Origin of the sequence: Nostoc sp., assembly GCF_036917615.1 — a bacterium.
Lineage (GTDB): Bacteria > Cyanobacteriota > Cyanobacteriia > Cyanobacteriales > Nostocaceae > Nostoc.
Window position 1 is genome coordinate 26109 of sequence record NZ_JBALCZ010000004.1, and the last position, 20738, is coordinate 46846.

Annotated in this window: 18 protein-coding genes; 8 read left to right on the forward strand and 10 right to left on the reverse strand. The window is 43.4% G+C overall.

The genetic code is table 11. The features are described 5' to 3' along the window. Positions 1 to 147: 147 nt before the first annotated feature. Both V7K85_RS00280 and V7K85_RS00285 read left to right on the forward strand, forming a co-directional pair. Positions 148 to 1734 (forward strand): CHAT domain-containing protein, encoded by a 1587-nt coding sequence (locus V7K85_RS00280; protein WP_334810664.1) that lies wholly within the window; start codon positions 148 to 150, stop codon positions 1732 to 1734. Between the two features lie 147 nt (positions 1735 to 1881). Then, the gene (locus V7K85_RS00285) at positions 1882 to 2529 is read left to right on the forward strand and encodes a hypothetical protein (RefSeq protein ID WP_334810665.1); all 648 of its coding nucleotides are present in this window, start codon (positions 1882 to 1884) and stop codon (positions 2527 to 2529) included. A gap of 399 nt (positions 2530 to 2928) precedes the next feature. Here the strand turns inward: V7K85_RS00285 and V7K85_RS00290 are convergent, their stop codons facing one another. The 6 genes from V7K85_RS00290 to V7K85_RS00315 all read right to left on the reverse strand — a co-directional run bounded on the left by V7K85_RS00290 (position 2929) and on the right by V7K85_RS00315 (position 11179). Further along, entirely contained in the window at positions 2929 to 4311 is a 1383-nt protein-coding gene (locus tag V7K85_RS00290; RefSeq protein ID WP_334810666.1) for a PrsW family glutamic-type intramembrane protease, read from the reverse strand. A 458-nt stretch (positions 4312 to 4769) separates the two neighbouring features. After that, on the reverse strand, positions 4770 to 5372 hold the full coding sequence (locus tag V7K85_RS00295; protein ID WP_334810667.1) for a DJ-1/PfpI family protein: 603 nt from the start codon (positions 5370 to 5372) through the stop codon (positions 4770 to 4772). Positions 5373 to 5581: 209 nt separating this feature from the next. Beyond that, positions 5582 to 6034: a nitrate reductase associated protein gene (locus tag V7K85_RS00300; protein ID WP_334810668.1), complete on the reverse strand. Its 453-nt coding sequence runs from the start codon at positions 6032 to 6034 to the stop codon at positions 5582 to 5584. 95 nt (positions 6035 to 6129) lie between these two features. Then, complete coding sequence (locus V7K85_RS00305) at positions 6130 to 6588, reverse strand: phosphate-starvation-inducible PsiE family protein (protein ID WP_334810669.1); 459 nt, start codon at positions 6586 to 6588, stop codon at positions 6130 to 6132. 393 nt (positions 6589 to 6981) lie between these two features. Continuing rightward, positions 6982 to 9216 (reverse strand): molybdopterin oxidoreductase family protein, encoded by a 2235-nt coding sequence (locus V7K85_RS00310; RefSeq protein ID WP_334810670.1) that lies wholly within the window; start codon positions 9214 to 9216, stop codon positions 6982 to 6984. Positions 9217 to 9676: 460 nt separating this feature from the next. Beyond that, positions 9677 to 11179: a NarK family nitrate/nitrite MFS transporter gene (locus tag V7K85_RS00315; RefSeq protein WP_334810671.1), complete on the reverse strand. Its 1503-nt coding sequence runs from the start codon at positions 11177 to 11179 to the stop codon at positions 9677 to 9679. A gap of 54 nt (positions 11180 to 11233) precedes the next feature. Between V7K85_RS00315 and V7K85_RS00320 the strand changes: the two genes are divergently transcribed. Continuing rightward, positions 11234 to 11416 carry a hypothetical protein gene (locus tag V7K85_RS00320; RefSeq protein WP_334810672.1) on the forward strand — a complete coding sequence of 61 codons (183 nt, stop codon included), beginning with the start codon at positions 11234 to 11236 and terminating at the stop codon, positions 11414 to 11416. Between the two features lie 42 nt (positions 11417 to 11458). Here the strand turns inward: V7K85_RS00320 and V7K85_RS00325 are convergent, their stop codons facing one another. The 3 genes from V7K85_RS00325 to V7K85_RS00335 all read right to left on the reverse strand — a co-directional run bounded on the left by V7K85_RS00325 (position 11459) and on the right by V7K85_RS00335 (position 15761). Beyond that, entirely contained in the window at positions 11459 to 13036 is a 1578-nt protein-coding gene (locus tag V7K85_RS00325) for a ferredoxin--nitrite reductase (protein WP_334810673.1), read from the reverse strand. A 478-nt stretch (positions 13037 to 13514) separates the two neighbouring features. Then, the gene (gene zwf / locus V7K85_RS00330) at positions 13515 to 15047 is read right to left on the reverse strand and encodes a glucose-6-phosphate dehydrogenase (RefSeq protein ID WP_334810675.1); all 1533 of its coding nucleotides are present in this window, start codon (positions 15045 to 15047) and stop codon (positions 13515 to 13517) included. A 546-nt stretch (positions 15048 to 15593) separates the two neighbouring features. After that, complete coding sequence (locus V7K85_RS00335; RefSeq protein ID WP_334810676.1) at positions 15594 to 15761, reverse strand: hypothetical protein; 168 nt, start codon at positions 15759 to 15761, stop codon at positions 15594 to 15596. A gap of 113 nt (positions 15762 to 15874) precedes the next feature. On the opposite strand from V7K85_RS00335, the gene V7K85_RS00340 reads away from it, so the two are divergent. Beyond that, complete coding sequence (locus V7K85_RS00340) at positions 15875 to 16288, forward strand: QcrA and Rieske domain-containing protein (RefSeq protein WP_334810677.1); 414 nt, start codon at positions 15875 to 15877, stop codon at positions 16286 to 16288. A 39-nt stretch (positions 16289 to 16327) separates the two neighbouring features. After that, positions 16328 to 17629, forward strand: a complete 1302-nt coding sequence (locus V7K85_RS00345; protein WP_334810705.1) for a HEAT repeat domain-containing protein — start codon at positions 16328 to 16330, stop codon at positions 17627 to 17629. Between the two features lie 543 nt (positions 17630 to 18172). Here V7K85_RS00345 and V7K85_RS00350 read toward each other — a convergent pair. Then, positions 18173 to 18715 carry a pentapeptide repeat-containing protein gene (locus tag V7K85_RS00350; protein WP_334810678.1) on the reverse strand — a complete coding sequence of 181 codons (543 nt, stop codon included), beginning with the start codon at positions 18713 to 18715 and terminating at the stop codon, positions 18173 to 18175. Positions 18716 to 18858: 143 nt separating this feature from the next. On the opposite strand from V7K85_RS00350, the gene V7K85_RS36320 reads away from it, so the two are divergent. The 3 genes from V7K85_RS36320 (at position 18859) to V7K85_RS00360 (ending at position 20515) form a co-directional block, all read left to right on the forward strand. Then, on the forward strand, positions 18859 to 18960 hold the full coding sequence (locus V7K85_RS36320; RefSeq protein ID WP_442940527.1) for a DUF6888 family protein: 102 nt from the start codon (positions 18859 to 18861) through the stop codon (positions 18958 to 18960). Continuing rightward, a complete protein-coding gene (locus V7K85_RS00355; protein ID WP_334810679.1) occupies positions 18957 to 19172 on the forward strand; it encodes a DUF6887 family protein in 216 nt (71 codons plus the stop codon). Before V7K85_RS36320 ends, V7K85_RS00355 begins: the two co-directional genes overlap by 4 nt. A gap of 395 nt (positions 19173 to 19567) precedes the next feature. Next, complete coding sequence (locus V7K85_RS00360) at positions 19568 to 20515, forward strand: LysR family transcriptional regulator (protein ID WP_334810680.1); 948 nt, start codon at positions 19568 to 19570, stop codon at positions 20513 to 20515. Positions 20516 to 20738 lie beyond the last annotated feature (223 nt).

Here is a 20738-nt window from a genome sequence, read left to right on the forward strand (position 1 = left end):
TCAAATACTCGATAAACTTGTAAAAACCTGGAATAATAACAGGTAACAACCAGAGTAAAAAATTTACAAGGTCAAAAAGTAGAAAATTTTCACCTTGAAGAATTGTTATTTGAAATTATTTGTTTTAGCTTTTAATTTAATGAATCCATGCCATCCCTGAATTTGGCGATCGCCCGTCTGTTAAACACTGGCACTGACAACTTCGCCATTTGGGTGGTCAAGGCTCCCTATCCCAGTGGCTATGTTTTACGTGACTGTGTGTGCCCTGTTGAACTCACCCAAGTCTGGCAAGAATGGCAGCAGATGTTTGCTGGTCATAGTCACCTAGATATTTCTTCAAACTCAACATCTCAAAAGGCCAACCCATTCCCCCTAGATTGGATTTCACCCCCTTCAGGTCAAACCACTGGCCCTCACAGCAGTCGTCTGATGCAATACTTGGGAATGAATTTATGGCGCTGGGTATTTGACGGACAAATTCTCGGTAGTTTAGAACGCAGTCGCGGTATTGCTATGGGTGAGCATACACGTTTGCGCTTTCGACTGGAAATTCGCGACCCAGATCTGATCGCTCTCCCTTGGGAAATTATGCAGCGTGAGCCTGGTCAATCGGCTATGTCTCTCTCCCCAGATTTGCTATTTAGTCGCACCAGCAGTGAAGTTGATGCCTTACCGTATTTGCGAACTGACCAGGCTTTAAGTATCCTGCTGGTTTTAGGTCATGATGAAAAGCTGCAACTAGAACAAGAAGCTGCTATCTTACAGCAAACTCTTGCTGATACGCCTGTAGGTGGTAATTCCCAAAGATATGCACCTTGTATAGTAAATCAACTCCTACAACCAACTCCACAGGAGTTAATTGATGAATTAGAAACCAAAGCATACAATGTTTTCTTTTACGCTGGACATGGTTTGCCAGACCCAGACGGAGGTTTACTGTTTTTGCGACCAGACATGCCCCTGAATGGAATAGAATTGGCGCAAGTATTGACCCGTACAGGTGTGAAACTAGCGGTTTTCAACGCCTGTTGGGGCGCACAACCAGCTGCGATCAATCATCAAGCTATACCTACCAGTAGTTTAGCAGAAGTACTGATTCGTAATGGTGTGCCTGCGGTTTTGGGGATGCGCGATGAAATCGCTGACCACGAAAGCCACAGTTTTATTCAAGCCTTTACCGAAGCTTTGCGATTGCACAAGCCAATTGATGAAGCCGTAGCCCAGGCTAGGCAAGAGTTGTTAACAGTGTATAAATTTAATCAACCTGCTTGGACTTTGCCTGTTCTCTACCTGCATCCAGATTTTGATGGCGAACTTATTAAGAACCTGGATGAAGGGATTACAGAACTACCAGACACAGCTATTCCTGATGTCGGTTCCTCACTTCCGACTGCTTCTTTGCGATCGCTCACCCCAAAAGGTAAAACCTGGTTGTTGCGTTATGGAGTCGTCACTCGCATCGGCCGCACGACGAGGGACAATGATATTGTTATCCCTGAACCATCTGTATCCAAACGCCACGCCGAAATCTTCTGCCGCAATACTCTTACTGATGCTACACTGGTGCGAACTTATTACTTGCAAGATTTTTCCACCTACGGGACAACCTGGTTTTTAGGCCCTAATGGCTGGCAACAAATCCTCCGAGAGGAAGTCCCTTTGAAATCGGGAATGCAGTTAAAGTTTGGAAGTGCTAAAGGTGAAACCTGGGAGTTTATTATTGAAGGCTCTTAGCAGAGCTATTGCAGAAATGGATTTGAGTCTTTAGTATCAGTCTTTAAAATCTGTTTTTACTAGATAAAAAATCAACGATTTTTGCGGAAATCTCTTCTGAGGAATTGTAGCTGTCAATACCACCAAAGAATCATGAGGCAATAAAAAATGGCTGACAAAATTAACGGCTCAGACACTTTCTCCTCTTTGCCATCTCAAGTAGAGTTAGAGTTTTTAGAAGCGTTACTGCAACCAGACGATGCTACCTATCCCTGGAATCCAGCTGATGATCAATCAGAAGCTTATTTTCAGGAACTAGAGCAACAGTTCGGAATGCAAGATTTGCTCGAAGAAGAACTGACGACGCGATCGCAAGATTTTTACAGTCATTTAGACACACTCTGGTCTAATATCTCCCTTGGGTCAAACTATAATCTCAATCCCCAAGAGGCAGTAGTGCTTAATCTTCAAGAAACATTACGTACTACTTTTTTTGCCTATGTCCCCCAAGTGTTGCTCAACGCCATCGCCACCAAAGCTGCTGAGATATTTGCTTCTCACCAATTAATGGGTGAGCAACTGGTTGAGTGCGTTCAGACAGTACTACCAACTTGGGGAACAGACGATCTTTTAGTTTTGGCTCGCCCTTTTGCTTACGCCATGCGAAGTAGCGAATCACAAAACACGGCATCTGCGCTCAGTAATCTTAACAATAGCGAATGGACAGCTTTATCAGAAGTAGACAAAGCAAAGGTTACTTTAGCGATCGCTTCCTATGCTTTCAATCAACTCAAAAACTCTCAGTCTGAACCATAACTTGAGTCTACTATCTCTCTTTTTTATAGAAATTTGCGGGGCAGGGTAGGCAGATTTATCTGCTGATAACGTTTGTGCTGCGATTTTAAGCATTTACTAATTCTCAGTCTTTTAGTAAAATGTGCCTAAAGTAACAATACGATAAGCTAATTCTCAGATGAGGCCATCTATCCCAAGATATAAATATTCAAAAGTTAAGAGTCAAAAGTTCTTTTATCTCTTCTTTCCCTACTTCCCTATTGCTACTGAAGTTTAGATGCCTGCGGCAAGCCGCAAAGGTCTATGGCGGTACTTCTTCTCTACCAGACGCTACGCGTAGCAAGCTTTAAGAGAAAGGGTACAAAGAACCCGCAGGGTAGCGGCCGCGATCACTGCTCTCTACTCCCCCTGCCGCATCTCTTATTTTGGGCCAAGAAATCGGGTAGCAAAATTTTGCGATCGCGTCGGTGACAGTGCCCGTGCCTTGAGAATTGCCGCCATCAAAAAGGCGTAAGATAACACCCCAACAACGACCAACAGTAAGGCATTGATTGATCCTGTAGCATTCCACAAAGCATGGAGCGCAGCGGCACTAAGATAACCAATAGAGAGAATTTGCCAACTTCTACGGGGTTTGAGAACAGCCAACCCGATGAAATAACCCAGGTAGCCACTATAAGCCATGTGTCCGGCTACAGAGCCTAAAATTCGCGGAATTAGCAGTTGTAAACCCGCCAGTTGACCAGCAGCACCTGTACCCACCTGTTGCGTGACATTTTGAGTAATATCTGGCACATATTGTCCGAGAGTTTCCAAGAGAGTGAAGCCCACAGCAGAAGCTGTTCCCAGGAGAATACCATCTAGAGGTTCCCAGACCCCGATACGTTCCCGCCAAGGTGAAGACAATATTCTACCGATGGCAAAGGCCCCTAGTACAGGCAATGCCTTGAGTAATTCCTCCATCAAGCCAGCGCCAAAAAACATCCGCACCAGCAACTCTGTGAAGGTGATCGATTCTTGGGATGAGGGCAAGTTTCCAGGTAGAATGCCGCGAAACACGAAGATAAATAAATTCAACAGCGGACTGAGCAAAATCAGCATCGTGCCCAATGTTGCAGCCATTAGCACCCACCAAGGCTTCTGTTTACCGCAAAGTTGGTAAACGAAATAGTAGGCAGCGAAGGCGATGTAAGTTGCGACGATAACTTGATTAGCTCGGGGCTGACCGACTGTAGCAAACATTAACACAACAAAGATTACAGTCAGTATTCCCGGTACGAGGTAAGCTTTACGAGTTAAATCTTTACCAGTGGAAATAATCGGAAAAAGCTGGGTGAAGCTAACAGAATCTGGTTGCTTTAATTGCGTGTGGTTGTGGTAGTTTGTCGCCGAAGGTAATGGTGTAACTTGGTTAACTGTCGTGGCCGGGGTGAGTGAGGTCAACTCGTACTCAAAAACGTATTGTGGGCCATCAGCACCTAGAGAAATGCGATCGCCTGGGTGCAATTCCTGACATTCATACAAGCGTTGTCCATTCAAATAAGTGCCATTAGCACTATTCAAATCACAAAGCACCCAGCTGAATTTGCTATCTGGAGATAGAGAAAGGGGACGAACCACCGCATGACGACGAGATACCATTCGGTAGCTCATGGCATCCAAGACAACTTGGCAGCTGGGGTCGCGTCCAATTACCATCTCTTTACTGGGGGGCAGCGAGTAGCGAGATTCTGCTCCAAAAGCTGCCCCATTACCAGACACTAGCCGCAGAAATGCATTATGTCTTGCGTTTTTGCCTGTCATCGATAAGAAGTGCGTTTCTAAACTAATTCTTCACATAATTTGGCAGCAGGACTAACCTTAGCCACATTAACAGCAGCATTGCTAAATCCACTATAGCTTCACTTCCTGCTAAGAAATTTAAAATTTCAGATGCAAAACTTCAAATGGTTTCACCTAATGTAAATAAGTATTCTATGTGCGGAGAGTTTGTCCTGAACCTGGCTTGTTAGGCGGATAAATCAGATTGTATCGGTGGTGTACTTTTGACATCCTAGCTGCAAATTAAACCCACGACAATTTATCAAAAAATAGTAGTTTTTATTGCATATAGTTTCATCAAAAAACTATATGATTTTCAGTTGTCTGTTGTCTGTTGTTTTTGCCACTGATAATTGACTAAGCTCCTTCGGGGCAGGGAGTAGGGAGTAGTGAAAGAAACTGCCCCGAAGATTGAACCAAAAGATTTTCCGTATCTTGCCTCAAACAACTGTAGCCAGTTCTGGGTGTTCAATCTTAGTTCCAAGTACTGTGAGGAACTCTGCCAGCCAACGGGGGTGAGCAGGCCAAGCTGGTGCTGTCACCAAGTTACCATCAACTATTGCCTGATTAACAGGGATATCGACATAAATCCCTCCAGCACTCTTGACATCTGGGCTACAAGCAGGGTAACCAGTACATTTTTTGCCTTGAAGTACATCAGCCGCTGCCAACAACTGCAAGCCGTGGCAGATGGCAGCAATAGGTTTATTCGTTTGGGCAAAGTGACGGGTGATTTCTAGCACCTGCTGATTCAGACGGATATATTCTGGTGCTCGTCCTCCGGGAATGACTAAAGCATCATAGATCGCGGCTTCTACTTCTGCAAACGTAGCATTTAAAGTGAAATTGTGACCGGGTTTTTCGCTGTAAGTCTGGTCTCCTTCAAAGTCGTGAACTGCTGTGCGCACCTTGTCGCCAGCTTTTTTGTCGGGGCAAACTGCATGGACAGTGTGTCCCACCATTTGCAACGCCTGGAAAGGAACCATTACTTCATAGTCTTCTACATAGTCCCCAATAAGCATCAAAAGTTTTTTTGCAGCCATATTTTTGTTACCCTCACCTATTAGTCAATAGTTAATAGTTGTTTATAAAGTAAATATTAATTTAGAGTCAGCTACGTTAGGCGTTAGCCTATGTACGAATTACTGATACATTACAGCACTAACTATGCCGTAATGTATCATTTAAGGGCGGCAAGTTAACAAAGTGTAATCCATCTTACAGATTTGTTGTGTTAATGACTATTGACTAATTAAAGCAGATGAAATTCTGCCATTGCTCTGGGAAAGTTTTTATTTTCATGTCCTGAGCGGCTGAGTTTAATCAAGGCAAAACGCTGTAAGGGCGTTAAAGCTGCCCAATGTTGCTGTTTCAAGGTTACACCTATTTCTTGAGCTTTTTCCTGGATGCTAGCTGGTACAGTGGCAGAGTCTAGCCATGCAGGATGAGGCTCGATGGGTAATTTTGTAGCTGCTAGACCCGTGCGTTGTACAATTAATTGCTGGATATGCTTGTGGTAAAACTGAATTTCCGTTTCTGTAGTGCAAGGTAATTCGACTAAAGCTTGACGCTCTGCTGTAGTCATTTGATTCCAATCAGACAATTTTAGCTTGATGCCACAGGTATCTAATTTGCAACGCACCTGCATGGGGATGCAACGCAGAGAATCAACAAAGTCGGCTTCAAATTGAAAGAAATCTCTCATAATAAAGTATTAAAAATTAGTTCATTATACTGTTACCTTCTGCCTTCTGCCTGGTTGGCGATCATAATTGAAACACTGACTCCTGCTTCCTTCAATTAACTTGCACTTTTGTTATTACTGAGACGAATTATCAAATAACTAATTGATAAGGCAAGAATAGCAATTCCCAAACCAATTATATCAATCCCTCCAACTTTTTCTAAATCAAGAATAATAATTTTTCTCGCAACAGCAATTAAAGAAGTAACAATGACTAATTCAACTTGAAAAACGTGCCTTCGTAAATATGCTGTAATATTTTCTAAAATTTCTAAAGCGATTAAAATATTCAAAAATAGCCCAAAAATTTTATACAACGTTGTGTAAAATTTTGCATAAGGCGCTGTAAATAACTCTTTAAAAATAAATACTCCTAAATCCGCGATCGCTACCAAAATTACGATCACCATAAAAATAGATAGAACTTTAGAAACTATCACTTCTATGTTTTCAATGATGTGCATGAAGTTTTCATCTGTAGTAGCCCCTAAAATTTTTTTCAGTAGCTTTTTCATCTGCTATACCCAATTTTTTAATAAAATAAAATCCCATAGATAAATCTAGAGGATTAAAAATAATTCGTAATTTGTAATTAATTTTTCAACTCTTTGATCCTAGCAAAAACCTTGCTGACGCTCTAGCTTTATGGACTGAAACCGCCAGAATTTATTAAAAAAAGATGTTTGACAATGTCTTACAAGTTTCTATGCTTTTTATTCTTTATCCATAGCTAAAACTAACTCTAGTAAAACCTCTTGTTGCTATAATTTTGCCTCTTTAGATATAGTAATTGGTAACAGTCAAAACTAGAGAGTTATAAAAAATGATAATAACTATTAACTATTGATTATTGACAAAATTACCTATTGCTGGTTATAAATTACCACTTTCGAGCTACACTTTGCAGCTTACGATTGTGAAGACTGGAGTTGATAATCTTTGATGGGAACTTCCACCGAAATTGGTATCAACTGCACAGCACAAGCTTTTAATTCTGGTTGCAGCGAATCGGGGCAAGATTCTGGATGAGTCAGGGCATTAGCTTCGGCATTATCTGCCCACAGCGAACCCCAATGCATGGGGACAAAAACTGTACCAGGTGCGATCGCTTTTGTCACCTTTGCCGGAAACTTAGCTTTACCACGACGTGATCGCACTTCTACACATATATTATCTACAATGCCTAACCGAGCAGCATCACGGGGATGAATTTCAATAAACGGTTCGGGATGCATTTTACAAATTTTTTCAATTCGGCCGGTGCGTGTCTGCGTATGCCAGTGTCCGTAAAGGCGTCCATTAGTTAGCACAAAAGGATAATCTGGGTCTGGTGGTTCTGCTAATCCCTTTGAGTAATATGCCCCAAATCGAGCGCGTCCATCAGGGGTGTGGAAGCGGAGATTGGTGTAGAGGCGTTTGGAGGGAGTAGGGAGTAGGGAGTGGGGAGTAGGGGATTCACCACTCCCTACTACCCATTCCCCACTCCCCATTTCTGGGTGAGGCCATTGAGTCGGGCCTTCTGCTTGTAATTGCTCATGACTGATACCCGTCATATCGCAGGGGCGAGTTTTAGTTAGTTTGACAAACTCAGCATAAACTTCAGCAGAGTTAGCAAAAGCAAATTCTCTTTCAAAACCTAATCTACGTCCAACTTCGGCAAAAATTTCCCAATCTGGTTTAGCTTCTGCTGGCGGTTGGCGGAATGCTTGACACAGAGTTACGACTCGTTCGGAGTTTGTCATCACACCAGTTTTTTCACCCCACTGGGCTGCTGGTAGCAAAACGTGAGCGTAAGTAGAGGTTTCTGTAGGATAATAAGCGTCTTGGTAAATAGTAAAAGGCGATCGCAACAATGCCTTCTTAGTTCGCTCCAAATCTGGCATACTCACAGCTGGATTGGTAGCTGCAATCCACAGTAACTCTACAGCGCCATTTTCTAACTCAGTAATCATGTCCCAAGCAGTCAAACCGGGATTGGGCGAAATCTGTCCTGGCTTGAGTCCCCAAAACTCCTCAACTTCTGTGCGGTGCTGAGGATTTATTACCGCCCGATAACCCGGTAATAAATTCGCCAAGCCTCCGGCTTCCCGTCCTCCCATTGCGTTTGGCTGACCAGTGAGGGAAAAAGGGCCTGCGCCAGGTTTGCCAATCTGTCCAGTCATCAGGTGCAGGTTAATGATAGTTCTGACCTTAGCCGTCCCTTCTGAGGATTGATTCACACCCATTGACCACAAAGACAGTACTCGCTGTGATTCACCCCAGTAGCGAGCTGCTGTTTCTAAATCTTCAATGCTGATTCCACATTGACGAGCGACTATTTCTGGGGGATAGTGGCGAATCACTTCAGCATATGCAGGAAAGTTACTGGTGCAGTCGTCCATGAACATGGTATCAATGTAGTTCCAGCGCATCAACAAGTGGGCGATGCCGTTTAACAAGTCGATATCTGTACCGGGACGAATCGCTAAATGCAAATCAGCGGCTTCTGCGGTTGGTGTGCGACGGGGATCAATCACAATCATTTTGACTTTGCGATTCTTTTTGTGATATTTCTCCAGTCGGTTAAAAACGATGGGGTGACATTCAGCTGTATTAGTGCCAATTAAAAACGCACAGTCAGTTAACTCCAAGTCTTCGTAACAGCAGGGCGGCCCATCTGAGCCAAAGCTTTGAATGTAGCCAGCTACAGCACTAGACATACATAAACGAGAGTTGGCATCAAAATTATTGCTACCCAAACACCCTTTCATGAGTTTCTGGGCTGTGTAGTAGTCTTCGGTTTGAAACTGACCGGAACCATACATACATATAGCTTCTGGCCCTTGAGTGAATAGCACGGTTTGAATGCGCTGCGTGATTATATTAAAAGCTTCATCCCAACTAACCCGGCGGAACTCTTGCTCTAAAGAGTCTCGCACCATTGGGTAATGTAATCTATTTTTATCTAAAGATTCCGCGATTGTCGCACCTTTGACGCAAACCATACCCTGACTGGATGGATGGGCTTTATCGCCCCGGACTCGCCAAATTAGATTTCCTTGGCTATCTCGATTAGTTGCTTTGCCATGTTGTGCTGGGGGTGAAACTTCTAAACCACAACCAACACCACAGTAAGGACAAAGGGTTTTGGTAAATTCACTCATGGCAGTTGTACCATTTTGTTATTTTGATTATGCAATCTCAGATGTAGCGATAGTTTGAGGAATTTGTGTGTTGCACGCCAATTCTGGATAAAGATATCAATGCGCTTGGGTTAAAGATATATAAGTTAGGTTTCGCTTTTCTTATCCCAAAATTAAACGATAATTATTGAGTTTCTTGCTCAACTCAACTTACTATTGCGTAGGGTGGGTCAGTTTTTACAGGTCGAGACATTGGCATTGCAGGTTTGGCATTAACAATGCAGGTTCATACATTGGCATTGCAGGTTTGGCATTAACAATGTAGGTTTATACATTGGCATTGCAGGTTTGGCATTAACAATGTAGGTTCATACATTGGCATTGCAGGTCTGGCATTAACACTGTAGGCAAGCGGTGAAAGGAGACTTTGATGTAAGTCAAAGACGGGGTGGGATTCTTATTTTTGATTTATACAAGAAGTCTATTCTTCCGCGAAAAAGGTAGGATTTTCAGTTGCGGTTTCTGGTAATTCACCTTCATAAGCAACGGCAAAGGAACTTTTTGGTTCTTTGAGCAAGAAGGCACACATGAAAGCGCAGACTAAAGCAGCTAAACCCATTGTGTTAAATAGTGTAGATGCGTCGGTTAAGCTAAAAATTGTCAGGTAAACCACGCCGCCAAAATTACCGTAAGCTCCCACATTACCGGCAATTTGTCCCGTGGCTTCTTTCTTGATTAGGGGTACGATGCTGTAGGTTGCACCGCAGCCAGCTTGGGCAAAGTAGGCGGCAAACATTGTAACTGCGATCGCTAGCGGAATCGGCCAGTTACTATTAATAAAATGTGCCATCAAATAGCTAACACCAATACCAGCACTGATAATTGTCATTGTCCACTTACGTGAGCCAAATTTATCAGAAATTAAGCCCCCACTGGGACGAGAAATCAAATTTAAGAAAGGATAGGTAGCAGCAATCATCCCAGCTATAACATGCTCTAAACCAAAGGTTTTCTCAAAAAAGGCTGGGAGCATAGAAACAACTGCTAGTTCGCTGCCAAAGCTAGTCATGTAAGTGAATTCGAGTAAAGCTACTTGACCAAATTGATAACGTTCAGATGGAGCGTAGGTTTTTTTGCCAATTAAAAGTTCTCGGTTTACCTGCCAAGCTTTGTAACTTTGGTAAGCAAATAATCCTGCTAATAGCAACCAAGTAAGATACATTTGGTTCAGAGTCAGGAAGTGAATGTTCTTTTGTTCCAAACGCCAAGCTAATAAACCTAGAGCGAAAATCAAACCAAAATTTGAGACAATCATCGCCCAGAAGCTTTTAATATTGGTCACTTCTAGAGAACCATTTTTCTGAGGTTTCTTGTAGACTTTTCCTACGGGTGTATCTTGGACAGTGTTGTAATAAATTACGCCGTAGATGGCTGCAATAATCCCTGTAAGTGCGATCGCTAACCGCCAGTTAGAAGCACCACCAGCCAAAAAGCTAGTAGAAATTGCAATCATTGGCAAGGCAAACTCCGCGCCAAAAGCCCCAAAGTTACCCCAACCGCCATAAATGCCTTGGGCAATTCCCATCTCCTTCGGTTGGAACCACTCCGCCACCATGCGGATACCGACAACAAACCCAGATCCGACAATTCCCATCAGCAAACGACTGATGACTAATTGATTGAAATCTTGCGCTAGCGCCGTCGCTAAACAAGGAACAGCCGCAAACATCAGCAGGATTGAATAGGTGATTCTGGGGCCAAAACGATCCAGAAGCATCCCAATAATTACTCGTGCGGGGATTGTGAGGGCGAGGTTACAGATGCCCAAAGTTTTGATTTGTTCTGGTGCTAAATGTAGCTCTTTGCCAATAGTTGTAGCAAAGGGAGCAAAATTAAACCAACAGACAAAAGTGAGAAAGAAAGCAAACCAAGTCTGATGTAAGATGCGGTAGCGATCGCTGAATGAAAATAAGTTTTTAAGCATTCTAATCTTTCTAATTGAATAAAATACGGAGAAGAAGTAGGGAAAGATGAGCCTTTGAACTCGGAGGTTGAGCCTTTTAGCTCGGAAGTTGAGCCTTTTATCTCGGAGGTTGAGCCTTTTAGCTCGGAAGTTGAGCCTTTTAGCTCGAAGGTTGAGCCTTTTAGCTCGGAAGTTGAGCCTTTTATCTCGAAGATTGAGCCTTTTAGCTCGGAAGTTGAGCCTTTGACCAATGCCTAATACTCCCGATAAGCACTAGCAGTTATTAACTACTAAGACTTCTCACCTGGGTTTGGCCCCAAAGTTGTTGATTAGTAAATCTTGCAATACTGGCTGCAAGTCTTCGCAAGGTATGCTTTTGATGACGCAAGTTCCCAAATGGGCATCTTTGCCAACTTTGCCGCCCATATATATGTCAACGGCTTCCAAAGTTTTGCCATTTTTGCGAGTCTTAGTTCCCATCAAACCGATGTCTGCAACTTGGGGCTGTCCACAGGAGTTAGGGCAACCTGTCCAGTGAATTCGCACTGGTTTGGTGAAGGTTAAGTCTTCTTCTAAGGCTTTAATCATTGCCAGGGCGCGGTTTTTGGTTTCGATGAGAGCAAAGTTGCAAAATTGTGCGCCTGTACAAGATACTAGCGATCGCGTCAACAAACCTGGCTCAATGGAAAACCTTTCTAGCAAAGGCTCTGTTAAAAATGATTCTAAGCGCGATTCAGCAATATTGGGGATAACGATGTTTTGTTCAACTGTGAAGCGGATTTCACCACTGCCGTAAACTTCTGCTAGACGGGCGATTTCAAACATATCTTCAGCATACAGTCGCCCGACAGGAATGTGCAAGCCTACGTAATTTAATCCCGGTTCTTTTTGTTTGTATACACCAATGTGGTCGCGTTTTTCCCAGTCGATTTCGTCTTTTGCAGCTGCGGGTAATAATGATTTACCCAAACGGTTTTCGACTTCTGCTCGAAACTTTTCTAAACCCCATTGATCAATTAGCCACATCAAGCGCGATTTTTGCCGATTAGCACGCGGCCCGTGGTCACGAAAGACTTCCAAAACCGCTCTACATACCGCTACCACATTTTCTGGAGCTACCCAAGCATTCAGAGGAATTGCCGCTTCACAACGTTTAGCTGAGAAAAAACCACCCACAAGGATATTGAAGCCAAATATTGGTGATTGGGAAAATTCTTGGCCTATCCCCTGTCCCCTGTCCCCTGTCCTCTCCTTAAATGCTGGAACAAAAGCTAAATCGTTGATTTCAGCGTGAACTGAATTGTCTCTTCCACCTGCGATCGCAATGTTAAACTTCCGTGGTAGGTTGCTAAACTCTGGGTTCCCTTCTCCTTTGTTGGTGAGCATATCTTGAATTTGCTGTATCAACTCTCGTGTGTCGTACAACTCATCTGCATCCAATCCCGCCACGGGATCACCTGTAATATTGCGGACGTTATCCATTCCTGACTGAACGCTAGTTAAACCAACTGTGTCAAATCTATTAAAGATATCTGGTAAATCTTCAATTCTGATCCCCCGTAATTGAATATTCTGTCTGGTAGTAATATCAGCGTTGCCATCATCTCCGTAACGCTGCACCACTTGGGCTAAAACACGCATCTGACCGCTGGTAAGAATACCGTTAGGCATCCGCAACCGCATCATAAATTTGCCTGGGGTGACTGGGCGAAAAAACACACCCACCCATTTGAGTCGATGATCGCGATCTGTTTCGTTCATTGCTTCCCAGCCGAGGGCAGCAAATTTCTCTATCTCACTCTTGATGGCGAGTCCATCTTTTTCTGCTTTGAATTTCTCGAACTTATTGAGGCTGGTAGTAGTTGCTGTGTCTGTCATCAGGCTAATGGTTGCAAGTTACTAAATATGGTGAGAATTTGTAGGGGTAATTGCCCAACATCAATCAACCCGGAGTTACATCAGGTGTTGTATCTACGAGGGTTAGGTAATAAAAACTTAATATTTGCTTACGGCTGATTATTTTTACTTAAGAGCATTCCAAAGCGAAACTCCAAATCTGTGATTACTTAAGGAAAACTTGTCGTTATTTACATATTGGGGATTTGTCAAGCAGGTTTAGATACTGTTTATGTAACAATTTCGATACTCATAAGTTAAAGGGAGATTTATGTTAAAATCGTATAAATTGTTACTATTTATTAGTAAAATTGATGAATATGGATGAAAACTATGCATTTTTTGCATCAAAGTCATCAATAAGCCAGGGTAAATAAGAGAATCAATGGGACATCCCTTGCACTTCAAAGAAAGCCAAGCAAGTATGGATGCCACCAATATCTCCGGCAAGAATCATCGGTCAATCTGGGAGCCACTGCCGACCATCGCGCACCAACAAATCATTTGCTGCCACTGGTCCCCATGAGCCTGCTGTGTAGTTGGGAAAGTTTTCAGGTGAAGTGCTTGCCCAAGCCTCCAGAATGGGGCTGACGACGCTCCAGCCCAGTTCTACGTTGTCTGAGCGCTGAAACAAAGTCGCATCACCGATCATGCAATCGTACAGCAAGGTTTCATAGCCGGTACTCGGGATCGTGCCAAAGTAGTCAGTGTAGCAAAACTCCATTTCCACCGCATCCATTTTCATGGCGGGACCTGGCACCTTTGCACCAAATTGGAGGTGAATTCCTTCCTCTGGTTGAATACGGATGGTTAAGAAATTGGGCGTGAGGCGCTCAATCGACGTTTGGCGAAACAATAGTGAGGGTACTTGCTTAAACTGAATTACAATTTCAGTCACGCGTTGAGCCAGACGCTTGCCGGTTCGGAGATAAAACGGCACCCCTGCCCAGCGCCAGTTGTCGATGTTCAGCTTTAAGGCAGCATAAGTTTCAGTGGTAGAGTCTGAGGCAACTCGTGGCTCTGAGCGATAAGCAGGCACTTGAGTATCTTTCACCATTCCCGCACTATACTGTCCCCTGACGGTATGAGTTTGCACAGTTTCAGCAGTCAGCGGAATGATGGACTTCAATAGTTTTGACTTTTCATCACGCACCTCATCGGCTGAAAACGAGATCGGCGGTTCCATCGCCGTCATTGCCAGCAGTTGAAAAAGATGGTTTTGCACCATGTCCCGTAATGCGCCTGTGCCTTCATAGAAGTTGCCTCTGCCTTCGACTCCAACCGTTTCGGCTACGGTAATCTGTACGTGATCAATATGTTCACGATTCCAAATCGGTTCAAACAAGCCATTACCAAACCGAAACACCAGAATATTTTGTACAGTCTCTTTGCCCAGATAGTGATCAATGCGGTATATCTGTTTTTCTTCAAGGACAGCACCAATGGATTTGTTCAGGGCACGAGCCGAGTCCAAGTCATGCCCAAATGGTTTTTCGATGATGACTCGCCGCCATTGATTGTTGTCTTCGCGCACCAATCCTGCCGCGCCCAGCTGCGTAATGATGTCGCAAAAGAAGTTAGAGGCAGTTGCCAGATAGAACAAATAGTTTCCCTGAGTGCCACAGTCTTGATCAACTTGAGTCAGTAAGTCTTGCAACTGATGGTAAGTGTCAGCTTCTTGAAACTCACCAGCAAGATAGTAGAGTCGCTGCTCAAGCGGTTGCCAAAGCTGATCGTCTACGGGAACCGTTGCGAACTCATGAATGTCTTGGGCGAGTTTGCTGCGAAAATCATCCTGGCTCATTGGACTGTGTGCGACTCCAACGATCGCAAATTCCGGCGGCAGCAAATTGCTTTGTTTGAGGTTATAGAGGGCGGGAAGCAGCAGACGCTTGGTTAAATCTCCCGCTGCTCCAAAGATAACGATCACGCAGGGTTCTGCCGGATGGATTGAGGCTTTAACAGGAACCTGGGGCGTGGTGGCAGCCGTCATGATAAAATCTCCGCATGTTCTTCAAGATGTCCACCAAACTATAGCGCATTGCAGACAGCAGTTTATCTGCAAACTCACCTTCACCTGTGGAGCTTAATTGTTAGTAGAGTGCAGCAGTAATCGTCCATCGGTCTTCACCAGAATCAAACACTTGATGTACAAGTTTTAGGTAATAGTGGCGAATGGTGAATTAGGTTTAGTCCTGTATGAATTCATCCGCGGATCAGTCTCTACAAACAAGCATCTCCATTCACTCTAGACAAAAGTGTATTTAGTTGTAATCCGAAAATTCCCCGATGTAAAATCAGGGGATTTTTCGCATCTTAAGAGTGACCGACAAAATCACTAGTATGGATGCTCTTACTTTATCCTTAATTTTTTATGCTTTCTTGCCTTGCTTTGTAATTGCTGGGGTTGGGCTAGCTAGTTATTTTTTAATGCGGATATTACCGGAAGATATGAAAGATTTTCTCAATCTGGATTTGACAAATCTTTCCAAGAAGAAGCGCAAAAAGTAGACATAATCTCTATTTCGTCACACCTGACCTACTCACCACGGTCTCGCGGTTCCATCTGGTAAACTTCGTAATTGTGTTGAAATTCCTCTAATTCCCTTACCCTGCTTTCCAATTGCTCTATCTTCAGCAGCAATCCATCTTGAGCAAAAGAGATAGGCTCAAGGCTATTAAGTACGTTCCCATTCAATACAGACATCTTCTGTTGGAGAATTTTAACAACTTTACCAGTTTTTGGTGTCGCCAGAATAAGGAAAATGGTAGAGTTAAGAGCGATCGCTATACTAAAACTTAGATATTATTTCAGCAGCTATGAAACGTCGTGATTTTATTAATTGGGTAGGTTTGGGTTGGATAGCGAGTTCTCTACCTGTAGCGATCGCAGCCTGTTCTTCCCAGACGGCTACACCAGCATCCGGGGATTGGCAAACAGTGGGCACTTCCGCAGAATTAGATAAAACAGGTCAATTGCTGGCGAAAAATTCACCCGTCGGGCCTGTGTTGGTAATCGGTACATCTAAAGGCGAAATCACTGCTGTTGACCCTACTTGTACTCACGCAGGTTGCACCGTAGGATGGCAAGCTAAAGCGAAAAAATTCGCCTGTCCTTGTCATGGTTCAGAATTTGGGGTTGATGGTAAAGTGCAAAAAGGCCCAGCGACAAACCCCCTGAAAACTTATGCCGCCAAGATTCAGGGTAATTCAGTTGTAGTCAAACCAACCTAGTGGAGGCAGGAGGCAAAAGATTGATAATTAAAGCAGGGTATTGTGAGTAACATCAACCAGCTTTTGGTGCAAGCCCAGGCAGCATATGATGCAGCTAATTGGTCATCGTTAATTCAATATTTGCAACAATTAATTTTAGGGATAGACTCTGAACATCCAGAAATAGTTAAAAATCGAGAATATCTGCTGAGATTAGCACTTTCAATCTTAGAAATAGGGGATTTTCAACAACGCTGGGAAATGACCAAGGTGTTGACTCACTTGGGAAATATTGCCATCCCACCACTGATTGACATATTAGAAGATGAAGAGGCAGAGTCAGAATTGCGCTGGTATGCAGCACGGACTTTGGGCGAATTCCAGCACCCAAAAGCGATCGCGTCAATGGTTGAATTGTTGAAAACTGATGAGGATGAAGAACTCAAAGCGATCGCAGCTACAGCACTGGGGCAAATGGGTACTGTTGCGATCGCTGCCCTCTGTGAACTTCTATTAGATGAAGATACACGGCTTTTGGCCGTGCGATCGCTTTTTTGTATTCGGCAACCAGAAACCATTACACCGCTATTGAGTGTAGTAAAAGATCCACAACCAGCAATCCGCGCCGCCGCAATTGAAGCCCTCAGCAGTTTTCATGACGAACGTGTACCGCCAGTATTGTTAAACGCTTTGGATGATGTAGCTGCCACAGTCAGGCGTGCAGCAGTGCTTGGTTTAGGTTTTCGCCCCGATTTACACCAAGCATTAGATTTAGTAACCAGACTGCAACCCAAGCTTTACGACTTTAACCTTGAGGTTTGTTATGCAGCCGCAGTTTCCCTTTCTCGGATGGGTTGTGATGACGCTGCCAAATACTTATTTGATTTGGTGATTTCACCTTATACACCGATAATGCTGCAATTAGAAACCATTCGCGCTTTAAGTTGGGTGGGGACGCCATCCAGTTTGGAACATTTACAAACAGCATTTAACCAAATCACATCCGAGACACTTTGGCAAGAAATTGTCACAGTTTTGGGACGAGTCCAAAAACCGCAGTTAAATACACCAGCAGCAGAAATTTTACTGCAAATACTGCGATCGCAACATCCAGCCACAGAGATTGCCAGCATCAAAAGTGCGATTGCTTTCTCTTTAGGACAGTTAGGCGAAATGCAAGCAATTGAACCATTGATTTCGCTGCTAGCCGATTCTAATGCATCGGTGAGACTACATGCGATCGCTGCACTGAAAAATCTGGATGGGTCAGCCGCACATCAAAAATTGCAGCAGTTAGCAAATAACACCACAGTTACACCAGATTTGCAACAAGGAATAGCGATCGCTTTGGCTGAGTGGTAAATTTTTTCAAAGAGTATGCGCTACCTGTGTGCGTTCAGTATTAAGTAACTAAATAGTTCTTTATGATCCACTTATTTTAGTCTTTTGACAGCGATAAGATTAAGCTGGCATCAAAAAAGTTATTCGGTCAACTTGGGCGACATTTACATCTATAGTTTCTGCCTCGGAAAATAACAATACTCGTTTTACGTTACCGGATAGTACCACGTTAACGGCTGGTCAAAATTATAATTGGGCTGTACAAGCTGTTAGCAGCACAGGGCAATCTGAACTTGATTTTGGTAATTTTATGGCTCAGATGATAAATTTTTTGATGATAATGGTAATCCTTTAATGGTTGGTCAAGATCCAAATAATGATTGGGACATAAATTTTTCCCTTCTTGCCACTCAAAAAGAGTATGGATTATTTAATGTAGACCAGATCGAAAGTCTAACTGGATATGATTTCTTTTCTAATATTCCGACAGAAATTCAGGAAAAAATAGAAGGGCGAACTGTTGAGGGAATCAAAGCAATGCTCAAATCTATTGAGCCTCCTACTTTACTTGCTGATGGATTTCCACTGTCCGAAGTAGGGTCCTCGTTCAACAGTACCATCGAACATAATAGTTTTATAAATAAAATTCATACCACGACAGATCAAGTCGTGGAGGGCTGGAGTCGCTCCTCGGAAATCAGCCTCAATCAAAATGGCATATTCAAAAGGAGTAAGTTTAGCTCGACAAAAGATAGCATGACTAGCGTTCATATGATTCAAGTCGGTTCCCCTCAAGTCGGCTTCAGTCAAATTGCACCAACTCAAGTTAGCGGAAAACAAATTAGCATCCCTTACGATGGCACGATCCAACCAAGCCCTTTCCAAGTAAGCACCAAACAAATCGGCTCCACACAGATCGGCTCCACACAGATCGGCTTGTCTCAAATAGGCTCCACGCAAGTTGATATCTCTCAAAATAGCCCCTTCGAGGTCAATCGAACTATCGAGAGGAACACCCTCGGATTGAATCAACTCAATTCCAGCGAAGTTACGTTCCCCATCAGCATACCGCTCCAACAATTCTTCAGCAGTAATTTCCCAGACCATTATTTACCTTTCGCATTAATTAACATATATAGAACCCATTTGGTATCTTGTAGACTGTTCAAATAACAGTATTCTTATGTGCTTATGTATTCAAGCAGTTTAACGGATGAAGAATGGTCAATTATTGAACCATTATTACCCAAGTGGTTCGTGTAGACGAACGAACAGGGAATGTGTTCTTCTTGGCAGGCGAGGAGAATATTATTGAGATATATCCCAATGGCAGATGGAGGTACGTGCAATGAGCAAACCTAACTTTCAAGCAATGAGTCAGAAAGATTTGCAAGCCTACATTTTAGCGTATCGGGATGATCAAGAAGCATTTTATGCCTATGTTGATAAGCTACACGCAGAAGCTAACTGGGTTGAAATGGCGCCGTTACAGTCTCCTGATGACTTGGAAAATTATCCTGAATTTATTGAACGGGTTCGCAACGGTTCAAAGCCATATTCGTAATTAGTAAATGCAAATATGACGCGTAGATGTAGCCCGCACTTCTCTACGAGACGCTGCGCGAACGGCTGCGCTCAGTGACCGCCGTAGGCATCGCAGCCCTATCCGCAAGTTGCACAAAAACTTGTGTTGCTCAAACCTCATAATCCGGCGCATAATGTGATGAATTAAAAATCTTATCTAAAAATTTATATATTTCAGCAGAAAATAGTCAATTCTTTTTTGGCGATATTTTCCGAAAAAATCCATGCAAAGCGGGTAATTGACGATAAAGGTGGTAAAACCTGATTTACACAAATGTAAATCTCAGGAAAAGACCTGTAACAAACCCTACCAAACTTTGGTTAAAAATCCGTTAACTTAATGAAACCGATAAATGTAATTCAGGCTACATAAAAATGCGCCTAGAGCAGTTGCAAGCCTTTCTAGCGATCGCCCAAACCGGCAGCTTTCAACAAGCAGCGCGAACATGTGGTGTAACCCAATCGACGATTAGTCGCCAAATCCAGGCATTGGAAGCAGATTTGGGTGTAGAACTGTTTCACAGAACAAGTCATGGAAAATTGACACTCGGAGGTGAATGTTTACTACCCCGTGTCCGCAAAATTTGCCAAGAATGGCTGACAGCTACAGAAGAATTAGCTGATTTAATCGCCGGAAAGCAGCCAGAACTTTGCATTGCCGCGATTCACTCCCTGTGCGGATCTTATCTGCCACCAGTCTTGCAAAAATTTTGTCATGATTATCCAGATGTGCAATTGCGGGTAACTTCATTGGGAAGCGATCGCGCCCTCAAAGTCCTCAAAGATGGATTGGTGGATTTAGCAATTGTGATGAATAATCGCTTTTTAACCACTGGTAGAGAAATGGTGGTAGAAGTACTTTATGATGAACCTATAGAAGTTCTAACCGCAGCCAATCATCCACTAACCCAATATGAATGCGTCCCTTGGTCGCAGCTAATTCGTTATCCTCAAGTGGTTTTTAAAGATGGTTATGGGATGCAGCGCTTAATACAAGATAGATTTGAGCGAATGGAAGCTACACTCCAGGCGGCTTTAGAGGTAAATACCCTAGATGCCTTCCGGGGAGTTGTGCGCCAAGGAGAACTGATAGCTTTGCTACCTCAATCAGCATTAGTGGAAGCACGTCAAGACCCTACTCTGGCGATTCGTTCTTTAGCCAGCAATAGTACTAGTGGTTTAGCAGATGGTTCCAGTTTGACTCGGCGGGTAGTAATGGTCACAACTCAAGACCGACTCCAAATTCCCCCGATCAAGCACTTTTGGCAACTCGTGCGCGAAAATATCCCACTGCAAATTGACCAACAGCGATCGGCTTGTTAAGTCAGTGAACCAAAAAGTTTTTAAGAGAAGAGCGATCGCTATAAAGCGGACAGGTACGCCATCGCTGCTAGTGGTCTGTTTCTTTGAGAGAGTTATTCATTGCCTAAATTGGCTCATTTTAGGCAATGCCCAATTGCTTTGTAACGGAACAAAAGGGTTGTGGCTTATTCAGAAAGTACTGCCTAAGTTTTCTTTTTGACAAAGTTTCTTAAGTGCGTAACTT